The sequence below is a fragment of the Variovorax sp. 10L421 genome (assembly GCF_056395365.1).
Map to the genome: position 1 here is coordinate 60,607 of NZ_JBFTJJ010000026.1, position 21,638 is coordinate 82,244.

Annotated in this window: 19 protein-coding genes; 11 read left to right on the forward strand and 8 right to left on the reverse strand. The window is 62.3% G+C overall.

The window, feature by feature from the left end; genetic code table 11:
* Positions 1–53: 53 nt before the first annotated feature.
* Positions 54–1,283, forward strand: coding sequence for a tyrosine-type recombinase/integrase (locus AC1DFC_RS24960; RefSeq protein ID WP_478180183.1), 1,230 nt, complete (start codon positions 54–56; stop codon positions 1,281–1,283).
* Positions 1,284–1,483: 200 nt separating this feature from the next.
* On the opposite strand, the gene AC1DFC_RS24965 is transcribed toward AC1DFC_RS24960, so the two are convergent.
* Genes AC1DFC_RS24965 through AC1DFC_RS24975 form a run of 3 tightly spaced genes read right to left on the reverse strand, consistent with a single transcriptional unit; the run spans position 1,484 to position 3,050 of the window.
* On the reverse strand, positions 1,484–2,506 hold the full coding sequence (locus AC1DFC_RS24965; protein ID WP_478180184.1) for a reverse transcriptase family protein: 1,023 nt from the start codon (positions 2,504–2,506) through the stop codon (positions 1,484–1,486).
* Positions 2,469–2,777: a helix-turn-helix domain-containing protein gene (locus AC1DFC_RS24970; protein WP_478180185.1), complete on the reverse strand. Its 309-nt coding sequence runs from the start codon at positions 2,775–2,777 to the stop codon at positions 2,469–2,471. The genes AC1DFC_RS24965 and AC1DFC_RS24970 overlap by 38 nt, the downstream gene beginning before the upstream one ends.
* Before the next feature lie 36 nt (positions 2,778–2,813).
* Positions 2,814–3,050, reverse strand: a complete 237-nt coding sequence (locus AC1DFC_RS24975) for a hypothetical protein (RefSeq protein ID WP_478180186.1) — start codon at positions 3,048–3,050, stop codon at positions 2,814–2,816.
* A 546-nt stretch (positions 3,051–3,596) separates the two neighbouring features.
* Between AC1DFC_RS24975 and AC1DFC_RS24980 the strand changes: the two genes are divergently transcribed.
* A complete protein-coding gene (locus AC1DFC_RS24980; protein WP_478180187.1) occupies positions 3,597–4,292 on the forward strand; it encodes a hypothetical protein in 696 nt (231 codons plus the stop codon).
* A complete protein-coding gene (locus tag AC1DFC_RS24985; protein ID WP_478180188.1) occupies positions 4,250–4,630 on the forward strand; it encodes a hypothetical protein in 381 nt (126 codons plus the stop codon). Before AC1DFC_RS24980 ends, AC1DFC_RS24985 begins: the two co-directional genes overlap by 43 nt.
* A 136-nt stretch (positions 4,631–4,766) precedes the next feature.
* Here AC1DFC_RS24985 and AC1DFC_RS24990 read toward each other — a convergent pair whose 3' ends face one another.
* The gene (locus AC1DFC_RS24990; RefSeq protein WP_478180189.1) at positions 4,767–4,997 is read right to left on the reverse strand and encodes a hypothetical protein; all 231 of its coding nucleotides are present in this window, start codon (positions 4,995–4,997) and stop codon (positions 4,767–4,769) included.
* 343 nt (positions 4,998–5,340) lie between these two features.
* Between AC1DFC_RS24990 and AC1DFC_RS24995 the strand changes: the two genes are divergently transcribed.
* Genes AC1DFC_RS24995 through AC1DFC_RS25025 form a run of 7 tightly spaced genes read left to right on the forward strand, consistent with a single transcriptional unit; the run spans position 5,341 to position 16,454 of the window.
* A complete protein-coding gene (locus tag AC1DFC_RS24995) occupies positions 5,341–5,562 on the forward strand; it encodes a hypothetical protein (RefSeq protein WP_478180190.1) in 222 nt (73 codons plus the stop codon).
* Between the two features lie 11 nt (positions 5,563–5,573).
* Positions 5,574–8,984 (forward strand): type I restriction-modification system endonuclease, encoded by a 3,411-nt coding sequence (gene hsdR / locus AC1DFC_RS25000; RefSeq protein WP_478180191.1) that lies wholly within the window; start codon positions 5,574–5,576, stop codon positions 8,982–8,984.
* 24 nt (positions 8,985–9,008) lie between these two features.
* A complete protein-coding gene (locus AC1DFC_RS25005) occupies positions 9,009–10,589 on the forward strand; it encodes a class I SAM-dependent DNA methyltransferase (RefSeq protein WP_478180192.1) in 1,581 nt (526 codons plus the stop codon).
* Positions 10,586–11,632 carry a PDDEXK nuclease domain-containing protein gene (locus AC1DFC_RS25010; protein WP_478180193.1) on the forward strand — a complete coding sequence of 349 codons (1,047 nt, stop codon included), beginning with the start codon at positions 10,586–10,588 and terminating at the stop codon, positions 11,630–11,632. The genes AC1DFC_RS25005 and AC1DFC_RS25010 overlap by 4 nt, the downstream gene beginning before the upstream one ends.
* Positions 11,625–13,526 (forward strand): restriction endonuclease subunit S, encoded by a 1,902-nt coding sequence (locus AC1DFC_RS25015; RefSeq protein WP_478180194.1) that lies wholly within the window; start codon positions 11,625–11,627, stop codon positions 13,524–13,526. The genes AC1DFC_RS25010 and AC1DFC_RS25015 overlap by 8 nt, the downstream gene beginning before the upstream one ends.
* Positions 13,510–15,483 (forward strand): chromosome segregation protein SMC, encoded by a 1,974-nt coding sequence (locus AC1DFC_RS25020; RefSeq protein ID WP_478180195.1) that lies wholly within the window; start codon positions 13,510–13,512, stop codon positions 15,481–15,483. Before AC1DFC_RS25015 ends, AC1DFC_RS25020 begins: the two co-directional genes overlap by 17 nt.
* Positions 15,480–16,454 carry a DUF5655 domain-containing protein gene (locus AC1DFC_RS25025; protein WP_478180196.1) on the forward strand — a complete coding sequence of 325 codons (975 nt, stop codon included), beginning with the start codon at positions 15,480–15,482 and terminating at the stop codon, positions 16,452–16,454. Before AC1DFC_RS25020 ends, AC1DFC_RS25025 begins: the two co-directional genes overlap by 4 nt.
* A gap of 152 nt (positions 16,455–16,606) precedes the next feature.
* On the opposite strand, the gene AC1DFC_RS25030 is transcribed toward AC1DFC_RS25025, so the two are convergent.
* The 4 genes from AC1DFC_RS25030 to AC1DFC_RS25045 form a co-directional block, all read right to left on the reverse strand.
* A complete protein-coding gene (locus tag AC1DFC_RS25030) occupies positions 16,607–16,858 on the reverse strand; it encodes a helix-turn-helix transcriptional regulator (RefSeq protein ID WP_478180197.1) in 252 nt (83 codons plus the stop codon).
* Positions 16,859–17,234: 376 nt separating this feature from the next.
* Positions 17,235–18,278, reverse strand: coding sequence for a relaxase/mobilization nuclease domain-containing protein (locus AC1DFC_RS25035; RefSeq protein WP_478180201.1), 1,044 nt, complete (start codon positions 18,276–18,278; stop codon positions 17,235–17,237).
* Positions 18,279–18,333: 55 nt separating this feature from the next.
* Positions 18,334–18,915 (reverse strand): hypothetical protein, encoded by a 582-nt coding sequence (locus AC1DFC_RS25040; RefSeq protein ID WP_478180198.1) that lies wholly within the window; start codon positions 18,913–18,915, stop codon positions 18,334–18,336.
* Positions 18,916–19,438: 523 nt separating this feature from the next.
* On the reverse strand, positions 19,439–20,011 hold the full coding sequence (locus AC1DFC_RS25045; RefSeq protein ID WP_307613972.1) for a helix-turn-helix domain-containing protein: 573 nt from the start codon (positions 20,009–20,011) through the stop codon (positions 19,439–19,441).
* 340 nt (positions 20,012–20,351) lie between these two features.
* On the opposite strand from AC1DFC_RS25045, the gene AC1DFC_RS25050 reads away from it, so the two are divergent.
* A complete protein-coding gene (locus tag AC1DFC_RS25050) occupies positions 20,352–20,651 on the forward strand; it encodes a helix-turn-helix transcriptional regulator (protein ID WP_478180199.1) in 300 nt (99 codons plus the stop codon).
* The last annotated feature ends 987 nt before the right edge of the window (positions 20,652–21,638 follow it).

The window sequence follows — 21,638 nt, forward strand, 5'->3', positions numbered from 1 at the left end:
CTTTTGCCGGTATCCCGGAAATCCCCGTGACGAGATACCGTTAAGGAGTGGAGATGGCGCTGACAGACACGTTTGTTAGGCAGGTGAAGCCCACCGGGAAGGCCATCGCCGACAAATATGCCGACGGCGCCGGCATGTACCTGTTGGTGAAGACTGCCGGGAAATACTGGCGAATGGATTACACCTTCGCCGGCAAGCGGAAAACGCTGGCGCTGGGAACCTACCCAGAGGTCTCGCTGGCCAAAGCTCGGGATCGCCGCGCCGCCGCCCGCGAGCTGCTGGCAGACGGGACTGACCCGAGCGCGGCCAAGCGCGAAGAAAGGAGAGCCCGAGCCGACGCAGCGGCGAATACGTTCGAGGCGGTTGCGCGCGAGTGGCTGGGAAAGACTGCGGCCAAACGAGCGAGTGGAACGCAGCTCAAGGTCAAGACATGGCTCGAGAAGGACGTGTTCCCCTTCATCGGCAAGATGCCCATGTCCACCATCGGTCCGCGCGACATTCTGGAGCGAGTTGTGCGCAAGCTGGAAGCACGCGGCGCTATCGATACCGCCCACCGCGTCAAGCAGCTTTGCGGGCAGGTGTTTCGCTTCGCAGTGGTGTCAGGACTGGCAGAGAGGGACGTAACCGCCGACCTGAGCGAAGCTCTGGCCTCGAAAGCGACCAAGCACTTCGCCGCCATTACCGAGCCCAAGCGAGTCGGAGATCTGATGCGCTCGATCCATGCCTATAGCGGCCACCCCACTACCGTTGCCGCGCTGAAGCTTTCCCCTCTGCTGTTTGTCCGCCCTGGCGAGTTGCGCACGGCGGAATGGGCCGAGATCGACCTGGACGCGGCCGAGTGGCGCATCGCCGGCCCGAAGATGAAAATGAAGATCGATCATGTTGTGCCGCTGGCAACCCAAGCGGTGGAGATCCTGCGGAACCTGCACCCGATCACAGGGCATGGACGGTTTGTGTTTCCCAGCATACGGACGGGTGAACGCCCCATGAGCGAGAACACGATCAATGCCGCCCTGCGCGGGATGGGTTACAGCGCCGAAGTCCACACGGCCCACGGCTTCAGGGCAACCGCGCGGACGATCATGGATGAGGTGCTCGGCGAGCGCGTGGACTTCATCGAGCATCAACTTGCCCACACGGTCAAGGATGCCAACGGTCGTGCGTACAACCGCACCGCACATCTTCCCGCGCGCCGGGAAATGATGCAGCGCTGGGCGGACTACCTGGACAAGCTGCGCATCGGCGCCGACGTGATTCCCTTGAAGCCGCGCCAGATGACATAGCGCCGAGTCCGCGCGCTCCTGCCAAGCCAGCTAGAGGGCATGGGGAATCTTGAGTCGAGCAGCGCCGCAATGGAAAATCATAGAGACCTCCCCCGCGATGTCTGCTTATCTCACCGCCGAACCGTGGGGGGGTGCGCAGATAGGCAGCATAGCGGCGCCTTTCTTCGGCTTTCACCCAAGCTCCCCGCAATTTCGCAGCGTCAGACTGCGTCCCAGGGGGCCGCATATGGCCGAGTGTCCACAGGTGGGGCCCCACCAGTAATGCGTGGCGTAAGCTCTGGAGCATCGAGGCTTTCACGGGCCAGTCGTATCCGTTCGCGCAATGGCTCCGCAAGATTCGGATGAAAGCGCCCTAGCTGCCCAACGCGGTTAGCGGCCTTGTTGAGAGCATCCCAAGCCAACTCCGCCTCAGCGCCGGGCATTGCCGCGAGCCTCTCAGCATGATGAACGGCAGCGCGAGCGTTGCTTCTTTGCGCGGTGGTCAAGGACGCTTTTCGGTTGACGATCAGCTTGGTGGTGATCATGGGCTTTGTCGCCGGGAAAATCTCGTGCTTCTCGCGCTTCGCGGAGAGCCCGTTCCGACGGAGCATTCCATAGACTGCTCCGATCAGCGCCGTCTTGCGGTCGGTTGTCAGCGGCGTCTTTGAGGACATCGCGATGTCGTCCACGTACCTTGAATACACAATCCCCTCAGCTGCCATCTTTGCCTGGAGGAGTGGCTCATCGCGCCACAGTGCGAGGTTTGCGAGGTACGAACTCGGTATCGCGCCCTGCGGAAGTGCCCCATCCTTCACAGTCAAGGAAGTCAGGATCTCCGCAACGCTGAGGGAGAAATTGAAGAAGTTACGCCACACATCGAAGACCCGCTCATCCGAAACTGCGCCGAAGAATCCCTTCACGTCCTCACAGATGACCACACTTTGATTCTTGTGGAGTTCGGCGTTGACCTTGTAGTCACGGCCCTTCAGGCTCCCCGTCAGATACCAAGGAAACCCGACGTGGGCGAGCATCGCGGCTTTGATACGCGCGTGAATGGGCTTTAGCGGATGGTTGGCATCAAAAGTCTGCCGGCCGGTCTTCAGCTTGACCGGGCGGTACAAGCGACTGGCCCGAGAAGCCAAGTCCACCATTTCGCGCTCCGACATTCGGAGCATCGACGCAAGTGTCGTAGTAGACCCAATGGGCCTAAACGGGTAGATCGGTTTGACCAGGTTCAGGCTCATTCAGCAGGTCCAGTGCCATGGCCGCCAGTTGTCCTGCGAGATCCTTGTTGATCCCGCTAAGTTCGGTACCTTCGGCGCCCAAGAAAAACAGAATTTCGAGTGGAACGTGAAGCCCGCCGGCGATACGTTGAAGCGTGGAAAGTGGGGGGTCTCGCCTTGATCGCTCAAGCAGCGATAGGTAAGACACAGACATGCCGGCCCGCTCTGCCAGTTGGGCCTGCGATAGCTTGCGCCTGGTGCGTGCTAGCTGAATGGCGTTGCCGATGTTCATGGTGCTCTAAACAAAGAATGGGCTTGGGGGTCTGAGTCATTTGAACCAATCGCCGAGGTTCGTCACCACATGGATGATCCTCGCGACTGCCTCTAGAACGCGTGAAGCCAGCAACGCTGCCTCAACGTTTTCGTGGAAGCCACTCGGAGCTTTTTCAAGCTCCTTGATAAGGCTGTCCAGCTCACTCAAAACACCATCGTCGAGTTGGCTACGGTGGTCATCGCGAAGCTTCTTCAACACCGCGATGTGGTTAGCACGAGATTGCTTGTTCATCAACACACTCCTATCCGGGCACATGCCCGTCCCCCTGAAAGCAGGTTCCGAAAAGGAGCCAACTCGACTACCAAGCCCATCACAGTTGCCGCAGGCCTGCTGCGGTCCCCCAAACAAGTGCTGATCGTTCTGGCAATCTCGCTGTGCTGTGCACCTAGCGATCTGCGCTGCTCGTCCTGCATCCTGCTCGGCGTTCCGTTCGCTGCCACCGCTCCGGCTTCCCGGCAATCGGCTGCGTTAACGCTCTGTTTACTGTCCAACAGAGTGACCTCGCTTTCGCGAAGCCCGATCACTGACTTTTGCTTCCTGGGTACTAGGAGAAACCTTCAATCTGTCCAACCACGTCAGCACGGTTCGTGCTGCCGAGTCGCAATCATACGACTCACAGTACGTATTTTTTGACTGTCAGTACGTATATTTTGTATCAATTCGTATCCGCGCCGTTTGAAATCGTCTAAATGGCCCCTCCGATCTCCTCGGGCACAGCTCGCTCCTCTCACGTCGCGCCAGTGGCACCCTGATCTGCTTCGCAGTGAAAATTGGCTCATGAACCTTCTTCCAAGTGCCACCTCACTTTTCGGCTCTCTTGGCCTCGTAGTACTTGCTCTGCTTGTGATCGCGCTTACTGCCCGCAAGCTCGCAACGTGCCACGGCTCGGACGTTCGAATTGTTTGGTATTTCTTTGCACTTGCGTTAACCGCCACGCTCTTAATCGCTTGGTGGGCCAGCGGCGCCGGGGCTATCGATGCAGCAGGAAGTTTTCGCGGCAAGGCCGGGGCACTGCTTCTTGGACTGCTCAGGATTGCGGTGGACGTGGGGGGCGGACTCAAGTTCTATGGCGGAGCTGTCGCATTGATTGTGGTGCCACAAATGATCAGTTGGGCGCTCAGCGGTCTCGCTGGGTGCGCTGCAGCGCCCATACTGGTGGGGCCTGCACTTCGCTTTTTCATGTGGAGCATTGTTAAGACGCTGGTCATCGCGGCCGGCGTCGTCCTTGGTGCGACGCTCTACGGGTGGTGGCAAAACTGGACCGGGCTGACCAGCAGCAGGGTATTGGAATTGACCGGTTCGGCGTTCGTCCTCGTAGCGTCGTCGTTTGTGACGATCTACCTTTTCCGTGATGCTGAATCCCCGGCGCCGTCGGGGCAGATGAGCCCTCGCGCCGCGAAACTTGGCAAAGCGATCCGCCGACTAAACAAATGGATGAATCGCCGGATTACCCAGCCCTCGCGGCCTCTCTAACGAGTCCCGCCGAGTCGATCAGCGAAGTCAAAAAGATCATCAACCTTACCAATCGCAACGCGCTCTTCTTCCTCGTTCCCGTCGATAGGCCGATGGCAAGTTTTGCTTCATTGTTGAAGCGCAACTGCGAGGTTGGCTTTCGATTGCAGAATTTTCCCCGGGGCGAGTGCACCGCTGGCTTGTACGTCTGGGCGACGAACATGATTGTTGTGCAGGAGATCACGCATGCAGTGGCAAGAAGGGTCGCCAAGGACCTCGCTGAAACTGGCGATGACGAACGGGTCAAGGGTAATAGTCCGGTCGAGGCTGTTGTTGACGGCTTGTGGTTTAAGGCGTGATGTCGGTGACGTGTTGAAGCAGAGCGAACGTCACGCGCCATGTGCGGCCATCGCAGTGGACGGTGGCTGTGCGCTGGTTGATCCGAACGATTTCTCCGACGTGCCGCTTGAGGCTTTGGTCGGTGAAGCTCACGCGCTAGCCGATGCGGAAGTCCTGTTTGTGAAGGATCTCTGGCGGCCTCAGCGGCGCTGCAGTCGCCGGTGAGGATGACGTGGCTGCCTGCCGAACATCGACAGGCACGACGGCCGCGAACGGCACGCTGAAGCGCTGTTTGCTTTGCTCGTCGATCAGCGTGGCCTGCCGGTCCTTCATCGCCGCGATGCGAGCCTCGCGCAGCTTGCCTGTCCCCCAGTCCCATTGCTGCACCAGTTGGCCTATGTGCAGCTGCGAGCGCGCCTACACGATGCGCCTGGGGCCGGCCATGAGTTGCTCGATGACCCAGCTGAGCTGGTGGTCGCTTTCGGGAGGTTTACATATCTGCTGAGGATTGCGCTGAAGCCATCCACAAACGATCTATCTCGGCGGTCCTTCAGTCTTGGGTGCCGAAAAACCGGTTCAGACTGGATTCAGCCGATCAAATTAGAACTTCGAGCGTCGCAGTTTGGCCATCGAGGCGTCAATCGATCACCTGTCTTAATCCAAGGAAATTTTCGGTATGGGTTGAGCTATCATTGCAGAACGCTAGCGTTTTTCACACAGGAGCTCTGCCTTGGCTGTAACGAAGACTGAGGTGGTCAGCGCAAGAGTGCCTCCCGATGTGAAGGCCGCGCTGTCGGCTGCCGCGGAGGCAGAGAGACGCAGCGTTGCATCCATGCTCGAAGTCATGGTGCTCAGCTACTGCCGTGATCACGGCATTGCCGCATCGGCTGCCACGTCAGCCAACGGGAGCCTTGCCACGCCACCCCGCAAGCAACGCCAGCCTTCGAGCTGAAGTGGCCTGACATGCAGGGTGATAAGGCTTCAAACTTTGGACATCTCAAGGCGCACGACCAACAGCTCGTGCGCCTTGGAATGCTCGCCGAGCGCTATTTCGCAGACGATCCGAATACGTGCCTCCTCAAGCTGCGCCAGCTGACGGAATTGCTTGCACAACTCGCCGCTTCGAATGTCGGGGTTTCCGCATCTCCCGAAGAAAAGCAGATCGACCTGCTTCGCCGTCTGCAAGACCAGGGCATTGTTCCGCGAGAGGTCGGGGCGTTGTTCGCGCAGATCCGCAGGTCGGGCAATAACGCGAACCATAGTTTTGGCGGCGACCACCGCACCGCGTTGCTCAGCCTCCGGCTCACGTGGCAACTAGGCGTGTGGTTCCACCGAACCTTCAAGGATCCCGCTTTCAAATCTGGCCCGTTCCTGCCTCCAGTGCCACCGGCGAACGAAAGCGTGGAACTCACAGCCGAACTCAACGCACTTCGGGTCGAACTGGCCCAGTACCGAGCTACGCATCAGGATGCGGCGCAGGTGCTCGATCAGGCGCAGGCACAGATCAGGCGCGCAGAAGAAGATCGCGCCTTCTGGGAGAACATGGCCACGGAGGCCGAATCGGCCAAGTCCGCACTGCTCCAACGACTGGAGCTGCTCCGGGCCCAAGCCGGTGCTGAGCCACCACAAGTCATCGCTAGGCTCGTGGCTGCCGCAAACTCGGCGGCAGCGGTCATCCAGATCAGCGAAGGCGATACGCGCAAGCTCATCGACGACCAACTGGCCAGCGCGGGCTGGACGGTCGACTCGGCACAGCTGACGTTCGCCAAGGGTGCCCGGCCCCAACGTGACCGGAACCTCGCCATTGCCGAATGGCCCACCGAGACCGGGCCTGCCGACTACGCGCTGTTCATCGGCCTCACGCCGGTCGCGATCGTAGAGGCCAAGCGCAAGAACATTGACGTGTCGGCTGCATTGCAACAAGCCAAGCGCTACAGCCGTGGCTTCCGTGCATCAACCGAGGTGGAACTTCCCGCTGTCAACTTCGGCGCCAACGCCGAGTTCCGTATTCCCTTTGTTTTTTCTACCAACGGTCGTCCCTACTTACGGCAGTTGGCCGAGAAAAGCGGCGTCTGGTTCTGCGACCTGCGGCGCCCCGACAACCTCGGCCACGCACTAGACGGTTGGTACACGCCTGAAGGCTTGAGCGCGCTAGTGCAGCAGGACGAAGACCGCGCGCACACCGAACTCGCCAATGCGCCGTTCGACTACGGCTTCCCGCTTCGGCCCTACCAGCAGAACGCCATCCTGGCGACAGAAGCGAGCATCCACGCTGGCCAGCGCGCCATCTTGCTGGCCATGGCCACTGGCACCGGCAAGACCAAGACCTGCATTGCCCTCATCTACCGCCTGCTCAAAGCCAAGCGCTTTCGCCGCATCCTGTTTCTGGTCGACCGCTCAGCCCTGGGCGAGCAGGCCGCGAACGCCTTCAAGGACACGCGGATGGAGCGCCTGCAGACCTTCGCCGACATTTTCGGCATCAAGGAGCTGGATGCCCCACGGCCCGACGCCGACACGGCCGTCCACCTGGCCACGATCCAGGGCATGGTGCAACGTGTTCTGTACACCGCCGAGGGCGAGCCGCCGCCTCCCGTCGACCAGTACGACTGCATCGTCGTCGACGAATGCCACCGCGGCTACCTGCTGGACCGCGAATTGTCGGACACCGAGCTCAGCTTCCGTGGTTACGACGACTACGTTTCCAAGTACCGGCGTGTGCTGGACCATTTCGATGCGGTGAAGGTCGGGCTCACCGCTACGCCAGCGCTGCACACCACCCAAATCTTCGGGCCACCCGTGTTTACCTATGGGTACCGCGAGGCCGTCGTCGATGGCTGGCTGGCGGACTACGAACCGCCCATCCAGGTGCACACGCAGTTGTCCAATGAAGGCATCGCCTGGAAGGCTGGTGAGGAAGTCAAGGTCTACAACACGGGCCGTCAGCAAATCGACCTGTTCAAGGCGCCGGACGAGATCAAGCTCAAGATCGACGATTTCAACCGAAAGGTCATCACGCGGGCGTTCAACGAGGTCGTGTGCAACTACCTGGCCCAGGAGCTGGACCCCGCGTCGCGCCGCAAGACCCTGATCTTCTGCGTCAGCGACAGCCATGCCGACATGGTCGTGGGCTTGCTCAAGCAGGCCTTCGCCGCGCAGTACGGTGCCGTCGAAGACGACGCCGTCATCAAGATCACGGGCGCGGCCGACAAGCCGCTGCAGCTCATACGCCGCTACAGGAACGAACGCCTGCCCAATGTCGCCGTGACGGTGGACCTGCTGACCACAGGCGTGGACGTGCCCGAAATCTGCAATCTGGTCTTCCTGCGTCAGGTCAACAGCCGCATCCTCTTCGATCAGATGCTGGGCCGCGCCACGCGGCTGTGCGACTTCGGCGGTACGGACGTGAAGGACGCGTTCCGCGTGTTCGACGCCGTGCGCATCTTCGAGGCTATCGGCGACATGACGGCCATGCAACCCGTGGTCGTGAACCCGAAAATCAGCTTCAGCCAACTGGCCCAGGAACTGGCAACGCTCAAGGACGATGCCGCCACCGCCCTGGCGCGTGACCAGTTCCTGGCCAAGCTGCAGCGCAAGAAGCGCCACCTCTCTGACAATGACCGGCAAGACTTCGAAGCCAAGGCCGGCATGCCCGTGCAGGTCTTCATCCAGAAACTGAAGGCCATGACCCTGACCGATGTGGCCGCATGGTTCGTTCAAAACCCGGAGCTGGGCGAACTGCTGGACCGCCGCGGTGATGGCCCCGAACGCGAGATGTATGTGTCAGAGCATGCCGACCGCTTTGAACGTGCCGATCGTGGCTACGGCAAGGCCCAGAAGCCAGACGACTACCTCCGCGCGTTCAGCGACTTCATTCAGGCCCAGGGCAACCGGATTCCGGCCTTGGTGACCGTGCTCACCCGACCGCGCGAGCTGACCCGCGCCCAACTGCGCGAGTTGGTGCTGACCCTGGACCGTGCCGGCTTCACCGAAACCAATCTCGCCTCGGCTTGGCGCGAGCTGACCAACCAGGACATCGCCGCGCGCATCGTCGGCTATATCCGCCAGGCAGCCATCGGCGACGCGCTGGTACCCTACGCCGAGCGGGTGGACCACGCGCTGCAACACCTGCTGGCGCACCCGCCTGGCAGTAAGCCGTGGAGCACACCGCAGCGCGACTGGCTCAAACGCATCGCGGCGCAGACCAAAGCCAATGTGCTGGTGGACCGCGCCGCTCTCGACGACCCCGACCTCATCTTCAAGCGCGAAGGCGGCGGCTTCAACCGCCTCGACAAAGTCTTCAACGGCCAGCTCCAGCCCGTGCTGGAAGCCTTCAACGACGCGCTGTGGGCCCCGCCATCATCGGCCAACCGTTGACCTCTACTGATCCCCTGCTACCCCATGACCAACCACTCTGCCGCGCTCGACATCGGCGCCAAGCTTTGGTCGCTGTGCCACGTGCTGCGTGACGACGGCGTCACCTACCACCAGTACCTGAGCGAACTGACCTACCTGCTGTTCCTGAAAATGATGAAGGAGACCGGCCAGGAAGACCGGCTCAAGGTGTGGAAGCGGCCCAAAAAGTCCGAGCCCCCGGTCGAACAACCCGGCACCCGCTGGGACGACCTGCTCAACGCCTCCGCGCCCGAACGGCTCGACCTTTACAAGGAGATGCTGCTCGACTACGGCCTGCACGGTCGCGGCGCGGTGCAGGAAATCTACGCCAACGCCAACACCTTCATCACCAAGCCCGCCACGCTGAGCAAGCTGGTCACGGACATCGACGGCCTAGACTGGTACAGCGTGGACCGCGACGACCTGGGCGACATGTACGAAGACCTGCTGGAGCGGAACGCCGGCGAGAAAAAGAGCGGCGCCGGCCAGTACTTCACGCCAAGGCATCTGATCGACAGCATCGTTGCAGTGATGCAGCCGCAGTTGGGCGACGTGATCCAAGATCCGGCGGCTGGCACCTGCGGCTTTTTGATCGCGGCCAACAACTACCTGCGTCGGCACAACGACTTCGACAGCCTGACAGATGCCCATCAGCGCCGCTACGCCAAGGACACCTTCTTCGGCATGGAGCTGGTACAGGACACGCACCGCCTGGCACTGATGAACATGCTGCTGCACGGCATCGAAGGCGGAGTGATCTATGGCGACACGCTCAGCGATGACCACAACCAGTTGCCGAATGCCACGCTGATCCTCTCCAACCCACCCTTCGGCACCAAGAAAGGCGGCGGCCTGCCCACGCGCGGCGACCTCACCTTCGAGACCAGCAACAAACAGTTCGCCTTCCTGCAGCACATCTACCGTGCGCTGAAGCCGGGTGGGCGCGCTGCCGTCGTGCTGCCCGACAACGTGCTGTTCGAAAGCAACATCGGCACTGAGATCCGCCGCGACCTGATGGACAAGTGCAATCTGCACACCATCCTGCGCCTGCCCACCGGCATCTTCTACGCCCAGGGCGTGAAGACTAACGTGCTGTTCTTCACCCGCGGCAAGACCGACAAGGGCAACACCAAGGAAGTGTGGGTCTACGACATGCGCGCCAATATGCCGCAATTCGGCAAGCGCACACCCTTCACGCGTGACTACTTCCGCACATTGCCCGACGCCCCCGCCGAGCGCCCGCGCGACAAGTTTGAAGACGTGTTTGGTGACGACCCCGCTGGCGGCCCCGCTGCGTTGGCCGCACGACAGGACACCGGCGCGACAGGCCGCTGGCGCCGCTTCACGCGCGAACAGATCGCCCAACGCGACGACAACCTCGACATCAGCTGGCTTAAGGACGACAGCGCCGAAGCCGCCGACGCCCAGCGCGACGATCCGGCCATGGTGGCTCGCCTGCTGCAGCGCGAGTTAGGCGACGCCATGGCCGAGTTGCGGGCCTTGCTGGAGGAATTGGGCGAGGACCCGGATGCGGCGCTGGACGACTTGCCTTTGGACGAACCGCAAGCCGACGAGACCCAGGCATGAACGAATTGACGACAGCTGGAGCCGGCGCCCCGCCGGACAATCTGTATGTCGAGCTGCGCGCGCTGATCGCCGCCAGCCGCCAGCGCCTGGCTGGTGCGGTGAATGCCGAGCTGACGCGGCTGTACTGGACCGTTGGGCAACGCCTGGCCTCCGAAGTTTTGGGGGGTGAACGTGCCGGCTACGGCGCTCGCTTACTTGATCAGTTGGGCCAGCAACTGGCGCAGGAATTCGGCCGAGGGTTCGAATCCCGTAACCTTCGCCGCATGGTGAAGTTCGCAGAGGCTTTCCCTGATGCGGAGATTGTGTCGACGCTGTCGACACAATTGAGCTGGAGCCACCTGGTGGCCATCGTGGCGCTCAAGACACCCGAAGCCCGCGCCTTTTATGCCCAGCGCGCTGCGCAGGATGGATGGAGCGTGCGGGAACTGAACCACCAGATCGACCGAAAGGCCTTCGAACGCACGGAAATCGCCGCAGCCCAGACGCCCGCGCTGGTCGCATCACCTGCGCAAGTCTTCAAGGATCCGTACTTTCTGGACTTCCTGGGCTTGCACCAGGGCCATGACGAAGCCGACCTCGAAGCCGCGATCCTGCGCCAGCTCGAAGCCTTCATCCTGGAACTGGGGCGCGGTTTTGCTTTTGTCGAACGGCAAAAACGCATGGTCATCGACGGGGAAGACTTCTACCTCGACCTGCTGTTCTTCCACCGCCGGCTACGCCGCCTGGTGGCCATCGAACTCAAGCTCGGCCGCTTCAAGGCCGCGCACAAGGGCCAGATGGAGCTGTACCTGAAGTGGTTGGACAAACATGAACGCCAGGCGGCTGAGGAAGCGCCCATCGGCCTGATCCTGTGCGCCGAATCCAGCCGCGAGCAGGTGGAACTGCTGCAGATGCACAAGGACGGGATCACCGTGGCCGAGTATTGGACAGAACTGCCGCCCAAGGCGGAATTGGAGCGACAACTGCATGCGGCGCTGGTAGATGCGCAGGAGCGTTTGGCGCGGCGGGGCTTGTTGTTGGACAAGAAAAACAAAGATGAGTGAGTTACCGGCTGGATGGGGCGTCATTCCGCTTGGCACATTGCTGCGAGCAATTGAAGCGGGGCAGAACGTCAAGTGTGAGGAGCGGCCACCTACCGCAGGTGAAGCTGGACTCGTAAAGATCAGCGCGGTGACCTGGGGGCGATTCAACGAAGAGGCAAGCAAGACGCTGCCCCAAGACACGTTGCTCAACGAACGAAATCGGATCCGCTCTGGCGATCTTTTGATATCACGAGCTAACACCATCGAACTCGTTGGTGCGAGCGTGATTGTTGGCCCGATCGAGAAGCGCCTCTATCTGAGCGACAAGGTGCTGAGGCTGGTCGTCGATGAGTCTGTAAAGCGATGGATCAACTACGCGTTGAAGACGCCCCAATTGCGCCAAGCCATCCAGGCTGCGTCCACTGGAAACCAGCTCTCGATGCGCAACATCCCACAGGAAAAGTTGCGTTCACTGAGTATTCCTCTGGCGCCTGCGGCGGAACAAACCCGCGTTGCTGACCAACTCGACACCCTGCTGGCCCGCATCCAAGCCTGCAATGATCGCCTGGACGCCATTCCGGCGTTGCTCAAGCGGTTTAGGCAAGCGGTGCTTGAAGCTGCGCTGTCAGGGCGGGCAACAGACGACTGGCGCGAAGCAGAGTCATCGAGCTTAGAGGGTTGGAAGCCCGCGACCATCAGTGACATTGCGGTGGTTGGCACAGGATCAACGCCACTGCGTTCAAACAGCAACTTCTTCTCGAAGTCGGGGACTCCATGGATCACCAGCGCGGCTACAAGCCGCGCGTACGTCGACACAGCAGATGAGTTTGTAACCCCTGCGGCAATCTCCGCTCACAGATTGAAGATCTATGCGCCCGGCACCTTGCTTGTAGCAATGTACGGCGAAGGAAAGACACGCGGACAGACGAGTGAGCTTCGGATACACGCAGCAATCAACCAAGCTTGTGCGGCCATTTCGGTTGATCGTCGGAAGGCCAGTACCGAATTTGTGAAGCTGGCGTTGCTGGCGCAGTACGAGCAGATGCGTGCGCTCGCCGAAGGAGGAAATCAGCCGAACCTGAACCTTTCCAAAGTGAAAGGCATACCGGTTCTATTGCCTCCCGAACAAGAGCAGGCCGAAATCGTTCGACGCGTCAAAGTCCTATTTGCGCTCGCCGCTCGCATCGAAGCCGGCCACGCCGCTGCTGTTGCACACGTCCAGCGTCTCACCTCGCTAACGCTGGCCAAAGCTTTCCGGGGGGAGCTGGTGCAGCAGGACGTGAATGACGAACCTGTCAGCGTTCTGCTCCAGCGCATCGCCAAGACGCCAGCAACGGCGGTGAAGACGCAGCGGGGCCGACATCGGCTCCAGTCACGGAACGAATTCACCACGCTACCGGCAATGCAGCCCGCTTGGGCCGCATTGCCCGCTGGCGAATGGGCCGTAAGCGGCCAACCCGACGAGCACGCAATTACAGCGCAGCTCATCGCCGTGCTGAAAGCCTGGGGCCAACCCATGCCCCAAGACCAGGCGCGGCTGGCCGCCGTGCTGTGCCTCCAGCCGCGCCTCTTCACCGCCGCATTGCCTGCACAAGACGCCGCGCAATGGCGTCGTCTAGTGGGCGCTGAAGCCGAGCCTTTGCCGCCATCCGTGGCCGCCTTGCAACCGGCCGTCAACACCCATTGGCGCCGTGCGCTCGCCGGATTGCGGGCGCGTGGCGATGTGGTGGTGTCCCGCGCCAGCCCGCAGGACACCTGGGCTTTGGGGCCTGGAGCCGATCGCGTGGACACGGCAGGTTGGCCTGATGGTCGCGCCGGCTGGGTGGCGGCGTACTTGCGGGCTCATGGCGTCGAGACGCTGTTGCCCTTGCTGTCCCCTTCAGCGGTGGACTTCGTTCATGCCCGCGCAGCCTGATCTGTTCGGCCCCGCACCGCTGTCGGTCACGCTGCCGCCGGGCGGTGAACTGCCGGCGCTGTGGGTGCGCCGGCTCACCCTCTGGAAGCAGCCTGGCGAGGTCGTGCGCGACATCGAACTGCGGCCGGGCCTGAACTTCATCTGGTCGCCTGACCCAGCCGATATGGGTAGTCAGGCCGAGTCTGGCGAGTTGGGGCACGGCGCGGGCAAGACGCTGTTCTGCCGCTTGCTTCGCTATTGCCTGGGGGAGGATCGCTTTGCCCCGGACGCGCAGCAGCTGAGCATTGGCGCTGCCTTCCTGAACGGCTGGGTGTCGGCCGAGGTGATGCTGAGTGGCACGCCCTGGGCGGTGCTGCGGCCCCTCGGGGTGGGGCGGGGGCATTTCGCGGTCGCAGGGGTTTCGCCAGAGCAGCTTTTTGATCGCTTGACCGAGCCCACCGGCATGGCGCCCTTGCTCGACGCCATCGAGCAGCAGGTGCTCACGGCCCGGGTCGCGGGCCTGATGCCCGTGGATCATCAGCATGACGCCTGGCGCGTGGCGCTCGCCTGGTTGACGCGCGACCAGGAATGCCGCTTCGATCATGTGCTGGACTGGCGCGCGGCCGAGTCCGATTCGGATTCGCCGACCCGGTCCATGTCTCGAAGTCGCCTGCAAGATGCGATGCGGGTGCTGATCGCGGCCATCTCTCCGGAAGAAATCGAACTGCAGGCCTCAGCCAACACGCAGGCAGAAGCGCACAAGGCCAAGCTCGCCGAGGTCGGGCGTTGGCAATGGGCCTGCGGGCAATTGCATGCTGAAGTGTTGCGCGCGGTGGGGCTGTCTGCGACGTCGGTTCCCGACGGCCGCCTGGGCCTTGAAGTGCTACGGCAGGCGGCACGACAGAAGCTGGCGAAGGCCGCAAAGGTCGACCCCTCCGTTGACGTGTCGAATCTGGGCGATCTGCGCCAGCGGGCGCGAGATGCCGCACAAGAAGTTGCTGAACTCGACAAGCAACGGGCCGTGCTGAACAGCAGCCTGCCCTTGCACGAATCGCTGCTGCGGCAACTCCGCGCCGAGTTGCCGGGCGCTTCGGCGCAGATCCGGGATGCGGAGGTGCCCACTTGCCCTGTCTGTGAAGTGCCTATCGATCGGGTGCTGGCACAAGGGTGCCAGCTGTCGCGCGAATTGCCGGACCTGGCCGCCTTGCGCGAACGGCACGACGCGCTGAAAAGGCAGGTCGATGCAAAGCAGGACGAGATCGATGCGGTGAAACAGCAGGTCGCCGCGCTGGACCGGCAACTGCCAGTGGCACGCGCCGGCCGCGACGCCCTGCGGCAAGTACTAACCCAGGCAGAAAAACTCAGCGACAACCGCTCATCGGCTTGGCGCCAGGGCAAGAAGAACCTCGACGACATCGAGCGTCTGGAACGCGAATGGGCCACCTGGGAGCAGGCGCAGACGCAGGTCGAGCAATTGCAGGCGCAGATCGATGCCAAACGCGACGGCTTGGGGGCTTTCCGCGACCAGCAGGCCGCTGTCTTCGCCCGTCTGTCCACCTACTTCGATGCGGTGATCCGGGCGGTGGTCGGGCCGACCGCCTCGGGGCGGGTCGGCCTCGACGGCAACGGCTTGAAGCTGGTCGTCCAGTGGGGCGGCGAGCGCTCCACCGCTGCCATCGAGTCGTTGAAGGTGATCGCCTTCGATCTGGCCGTGATGTGCATGAGCATGGAAGGCGCGACACGCTTGCCCGCGTTCTTGGTTCACGACAGTCCGCGTGAGGCCGATTTGGGGCTCAGCGTCTACCACCAGCTGTTTGACGTGGTGCGCAAGCTGGAGGGTACGTCTTCTTCGGCCTTCCAATACATCGTGACCACCACGACGCGACCGCCGCCAGAGTTGCAGAAGTCGCCGTGGCTGCGCCTGGAACTGCGCGGTGCGCCGCCCAATGAACGACTTCTGCGCTGCAATCTGCCATGAGCGACATCAAACTCTTCCGCCTCCATTCCGGCCGCGCCTTCGAACTGCAAGGCGATGCCTCCGACCTCGAGAAGCCGCTCCAGACGCTGATCGAGTCCAACCTCGACACCCTGCTCGGCATTCGTTTCCTAGCCACCGAATACTCCACCGGGAAGACGCACGCCGGCCGCATCGACTCATTGGGCCTCGACGAGAACAACTGCCCGGTGATCCTGGAATACAAACGGTCGGTTGGCGAGAACGTCATCAACCAAGGCCTGTTCTACCTGGATTGGCTGATGGACCACCAGGCCGAGTTCAAGCTGCTGGTGATGGACAAGCTGGGCAAGCCGGCGGCCGATGCCATCGACTGGACGGCGCCGCGCCTGGTGTGCATCGCGGCCGACTTCACCAAGTACGACGGCCATGCGGTGCAGCAGATCAACCGCAATATCGAGCTGATCCGCTACCGGCGCTTCGGCGAAGAGCTGCTCCTGCTGGAACTGGCCAACGCCACCAGCGCAAACGGCGGCCGCGCGTCGGCGGCCAGAACGGCGAAAGTGCCGAAGTCTCCGCCCGCGGAGGCCAGTGCGGCGAAACCAGTGACGGGAGATCGGTCGTTTGCCGAATGGCTGCCCTTGCTTCCGCCCCACTTGAACGAGCTGATGGCGTCGCTGGAGGGGCATGTGCTCTCACTGGGCGACGACGTCCAACGTAAAGAGCTGAAGTTGTACGTGGCCTTCAAGCGCCTGAAGAACTTTGCCACCGTGGTGCCGCAGAAGGCGCGCCTGCTTCTGTACCTGCACGTCGACCCAGCCCAGGTGCTGCCGCCACCCTCGAACGGGCGGGATGTCAGGCAGCAAGGACATTGGGGAACGGGTGACCTGGAACTGTCCCTTGCGTCGCAGTCCGACCTGGATGCAGCGAAGCCGCTGATCCTGTTGGCGTACGAGGGCCGTGCGACGGTTGCGGTGACTTCCTCAGGAAGTTGAGGGTCAGCAACAACGCTGGCGTTGCACAGAACTTGGCTCGACCGGCTCTGCAGCTTGCCACGTGATGGCCGCCGTGCGGCTGGAATCGCTGGATCTCCGACTGCCCGGTAGACGCCAATTGGCCAAGACATGGCCAGGCTCCAATTTTGGAATCAGCTGGTCCCGGAAGCTTCCGAGTACCCCTCCGGATCTTCGACCCAGCGCTGGAGCGCTGCACGAGGCCATCCGCAAGCGCGCCCGCCCAAATGCACGGGAGGAGGAAACTTGCCTCCTGCTATCCTGCGATACAAGGTGGCGCGACTCAGCGCGGTGATCCGTATCACATCGGCCATGCGAAAGAACTCGGGACCTGCCACGCTCGAAAGATCAACATGGCGGCGATCGGCATGGGGATCGAAATACATGACAACTCCTTAAATTAGATTCAGCCTTCAAGTAGCGGTGCGTACCAACGGTGAGCTTCTGGCTTGAAGAACCGGACGAGAGCACAACCGGCACCGAAGCCAGATCGGCGTTGATCTCCGGACTCAGCTCGCCAGTTGCAGTCCAATCCAGCGCCCCCGAAACCTGTCTCCCGCATGGATGCGCCGAGCGTGCAACGACTCGCGACTTCTGACAACTGGCAACTTTGGCAGGGGCGAAGCGCCAGCTGGCACACAGCAGCCACCACGCTCAGGCGGCGGGACTGCCACTACAACCCTCCAGTGAAGTCGACAGCGCTCATTGGAAGCGCAGAGCCACCGCCCTGCGTTAGATTTCGTCGGCCCGAGAGTCCTAGGCTCACCGAACAGGTGCCCCAGGTGACTTGGCATCCGAACGCTCCAGCGCTCGAATTCTCTCGGTCTCCCTCCAGCGCTCGGCCATGCGCTGTTCATCTGTCTGTATAGGAGGCATGCGGTCGACAAGGCGATCCACCTCGGCTGCCAGATTGGCCTCGCCCTGTCTTCGAAGGGCCCCGGCCGTCGCCTGCCAGTCCGCCGCGACCTGCTGCCGGGTGACCCGCATCGCTTCCTGGCCCACATTCAAGGTGCCCGGCCTCGTTCTTAGGGCCTGGAGCACACGTTCCAGCTTCGAACGCATGAAGGTCGAGGTCTTCGGCGGCGGGCGTTTGGCCCGCTCATCGGGCGGCAATTGTCCGAACACCCGAAGCGCGCGCAGCCGGTGATGGATCGCATCCCTGTAGGGCTTGCGGGTCTGCCCTCGCACTTGGCGCGGTGTGGCATTGGCCGCCACGCCCTGCTCGCGCATCAGCGCGGCGAACTGCTCGCGCCAGTGCCGCAACGTTTCCTTGCGGATGTAGAGGCGCTTGCCAGGCTCGAACTCGTGCTCGCACTTGACCACCAGATGCACATGCGGGTGTGGCTGATCGGTGTGCAGCACCATGGCATAGCGGTACTGCAGCGCGAAGTTCTCGCGTGCAAAGACGCGGGCGGCAGCCCGTACCTTTTCCGGTGGCGTGCCGGCGGGCATGGACAAGACGATGTTGTGGACCAGCTTCGCACGCGTGTCTTTCTGCCCCGGAGCGGGTCTGGGCTTGTACTGGCTTCTGCAAAGCTCAAGCTGCCAGTCGGCCGCAATCTCCTTGGCTGCACCCCGGCCCTGCGGCGCCAGGCCCTCGTCGGTTTCGATCGGCAGCTTGCCGTGCCGGCCGATGTAGCGCAGATGGGCCTCGACGCCGCCGACGTCCCGTCCGCCGCCGGAGACCTTCACCATCACCTCGGGCGTGCGCCCCACCGTGCGCTGGATCTGCGCGATCTGGTCAGCGCCGAGGCGCAGCGTGCCGCTCGGTCCTCGCCGACCGTAGCTCACGATGTCCAGCGCCATGTCGCGCGGCGCATCGGCCGCGCCGCGGCCGCTTCGGCCAATGCGCGCCGTCTGTTCAGGCACGGACACTCCCGGCGCCGGTCTCCCAGCTGATCAGGTTGCGGCGCACGATGGCGGCCGTGGCTTCGTGCGCCGCCTCGACTTCCCGCCGGACCCGCGCGATCGCTTCGCCGAGGTCCGGTGCCACCGGATCGGGCAGAGTGTTCGGCATGCCGAACATTCGAAGCTGCCGCCCCAGCGCGGCCAGTCGGGCGCCGGTCGCTTTGATCTGGTCGAGTTCGTTCGGCGGCAGCACGGCCGCGTCACGGACATGGTTGTGGATCAGCAGGGCGAGGTAGCTGGCTGTCTTCATCTCGCGGACACGGGCTCGCTCTGCCGCCAGCGCGCGATCGCCTTTGCGAAGCCGCAGCGTGACGCGGTCCGCCACGCCGGGGCAGTTTTCCGATTCGCCTTCAGGCCGCTGTCCATCCGGGTCCAGCCAGCTTTCGCCGTTGGTTTTGAGGACCTCGTCGACCATCTTCGCAAGCAGGCTCGACGCACTGAGGCGATGGCGCGCGGCCAGCGCGGTGAAATGCGCCCTCGTCTCGGGCGGCACCCGGGTGGATATCACGCAGCTCGAAAGAGAGGTCTGGGTCATTGCAACGCCGTGGCGGTAAACAATGTCTGACGGCAGTCTATCCTGCCCTCATAGCCGCACAAGGACTTTGCCCTCGGAATTCCAGCGTCGAGCTCACCTCGCCGTTTCGCGGCTCCGGAGCGTCACCGTCGATCGACAGCTCGAGGGCCACCATCAATGTTCGGCATGCCGAACATTGCGGAGATGGACGGAACGATCCCGCCCTCGTAGCCGCACAAAGACCTTGCCCTCGAAGTTTCGACGTCGTCCTGCGATCGCTGCGTCCAGGCTACCGAAACCGAAAATTCATTCCGCTCGCGGAGCACGCCCACCCGGCCGCTGCATAAATATCCTCACGGCTCCATCAAACAGAAGACCTCCGCTGTTGCTACCGCTCGAGACTTTCTCGGTGTTCGGCATGCCGAACACCGAGAAAAAAGCGATGGGCAGAGAAGTGAATTCGGCACGTAGCGAATTCGCAGGGGAACCATCGAATGGGCATCCGCGTCGCCGCGCGTAGCGCGGCAAGGCCGCCGAGAACAGCCTACTCTCGCAGCGTGAACACCACTGACAGGTAAGAGACCGGCTGAGTCTGAATGGCCTCGATCCCATGGAGTGCGGTCGCATCGAACAGCAGCGAGTCCCCTGCCCTCACCTCCGCAGTCCTGCCGCCGTAACGGTAGCTGACCTCCCCGGACAGGAAGTACAGGAACTTGAGACCCGGGTGCTGGAAGGTCACGTAGGGATCAGCGCCTGGCAGCAGTGTGACCAGGTAGGGCTCGACGAACAGGTTGCCCGACAGGAGGTGACCCAGCAGCTCGTAGCGGTAGTCCGCCACGGCGCCGATCCGATCGACCAAGACACCATGTCCTGCACGCACATGGCAAAAGTCAGTGCGCCGCGCCTGATCACTGAAGAAGCGTGAGGTCGGCACATGCAGGCCCTGCGCGAGGCGCTCCAAGGTCTCGACCGAAGGCGAGACCAGACCGCGCTCGATGCGAGAAAGCATCGAGGCAGAAATCCCCGAGGTCTTGGCCAGTTCGCCGCCAGACACCTCGGCCGCCATGCGCAGCGCCCTCACCTGCGCGCCGATGCGAGCCGCGGACAGGCTGCGCACGACAGGTGCGGGCTGCCGCGGTTGGACACGCGTCACCGACGCTGGCAGGCGCAACGGGCGAGCCGTTGGCAAAGGCGAGGCGCCTTGTTTGCGCGTCATACGATCCCGTCGATCATGCGAAGGCCACCGCCGAGATGTCGCTGGTGACGTCGAATCGGAAGGTTGCTGCTCTGGTTCCACATAGTTGCTGCGCCGTGTTCTTAAAAACATGCACAGCGAGATTATGTGTCGTTTAAGACGTTTCCTCCACAAGCACATTCGGCGAGCCTGCGTGGACATGACTGCAGGCACACGAACCAAGACGCCATCTGGCATTGCGCGGGGCACATTGCCCAACGCAGTGACCCTGGCTCTCGGGCGAAACCTGCGGTATTTCCGCGAGCAGGCAGAACTCACGCAAGTCGAACTGGCCTTCGATGCGGAGGTGGAGCGCTCGCGCATCTCCAAGATAGAACGAGGACACATCAACCCTTCTCTGTTGACGCTGGCCACGCTGTGCTATTGCCTGAAGATCACGCTCCCCACTCTGTTCGAAGGCATGAAAGAGACGCTGGCGCCCTCGTGGAAAGGCGGCGAGTTGCGACGCTCAAACCAGGCGGTTCTTGGCGCTTCGTCGGAGAAGTCACGCAGCCACAGATGACGCACCGAAGGCGTGGCGTCAACAGTTCGGTTGCCGGTTTCTCTCGGAGCGGGGCCTTTGCCTTGTCTTCCCTGAGGCTTGCCTCTGCATAGCGAACAAGCTTGGCGCGCTCCACGATGATCTCCGGCAAAGCGGCTCTGCCATACAGGGGAGCCAGCGCTTCATCGAGAAAATCCTCCAATCGCACAAAGCTTGAACCTCCAGCCTTCCAAAATCGGCTTTCGTTTTAGGGGGTCTTCATGTACCCGTCGTTCTTCCAATGCGGATCGGACGAAGGGATCTCCAAGGCCATAGAAATCTGCTCCAGTCGGGCCTAGTCGTCAAATCGTCGCCGACGGCACGCAGGCAAGCACGCCCCCCGCAACTCCTCGATGTTCGGCATGCCGAACTCTGCGCTCACAGGAGAACGCGAGCGATTCCGAATTGCAGTCGGAGCCCAGTTCCCCAGTTCAACCTTACCGAGCACTCCGCGCAGCGCCGATTTATCCCAAATATCCCCTGTTTTCGGTAGGCCGCCGCGCGCAGGGTCGCCCTACGCACCGAGTGGACAGGACCGAGAGACCATCTTGGGGCAGGTCGTGACCTTTGAGGGTTGGCCAATAGCGCCCCAGTTTCATCTCGAAATTGCGCGCCTTGCGCCACAGCAACAAGGCTGAAAGCCAATGCTCGCGTGCGATCCCCCCAGTGGTGAGGTTGGTGCGGCAGTTTGTGCGGCCGGGGAAATTGTTTGATTCGATTCCTGCATGAGTGAGCGTGACGTCTTCAACGGCGGGAGTGTGCCTGCGCGGCAGAGGGCACGTGGACTGGCGTATCTACGAGGGGACGGTAGCGACTCTTCGTAATAGTCCGCTCGAGGCCGTTGTTGACGGCCGGGTGGTTTAAGGCGTGATGTCGGTGACGTGTTGAAGCAGAGCGAACGCCACGCGCCATGCGCGACCGTCGCAGTGAACGGTGGCTGTGCGCTGGTTGATCCGAACGATTTCTCCG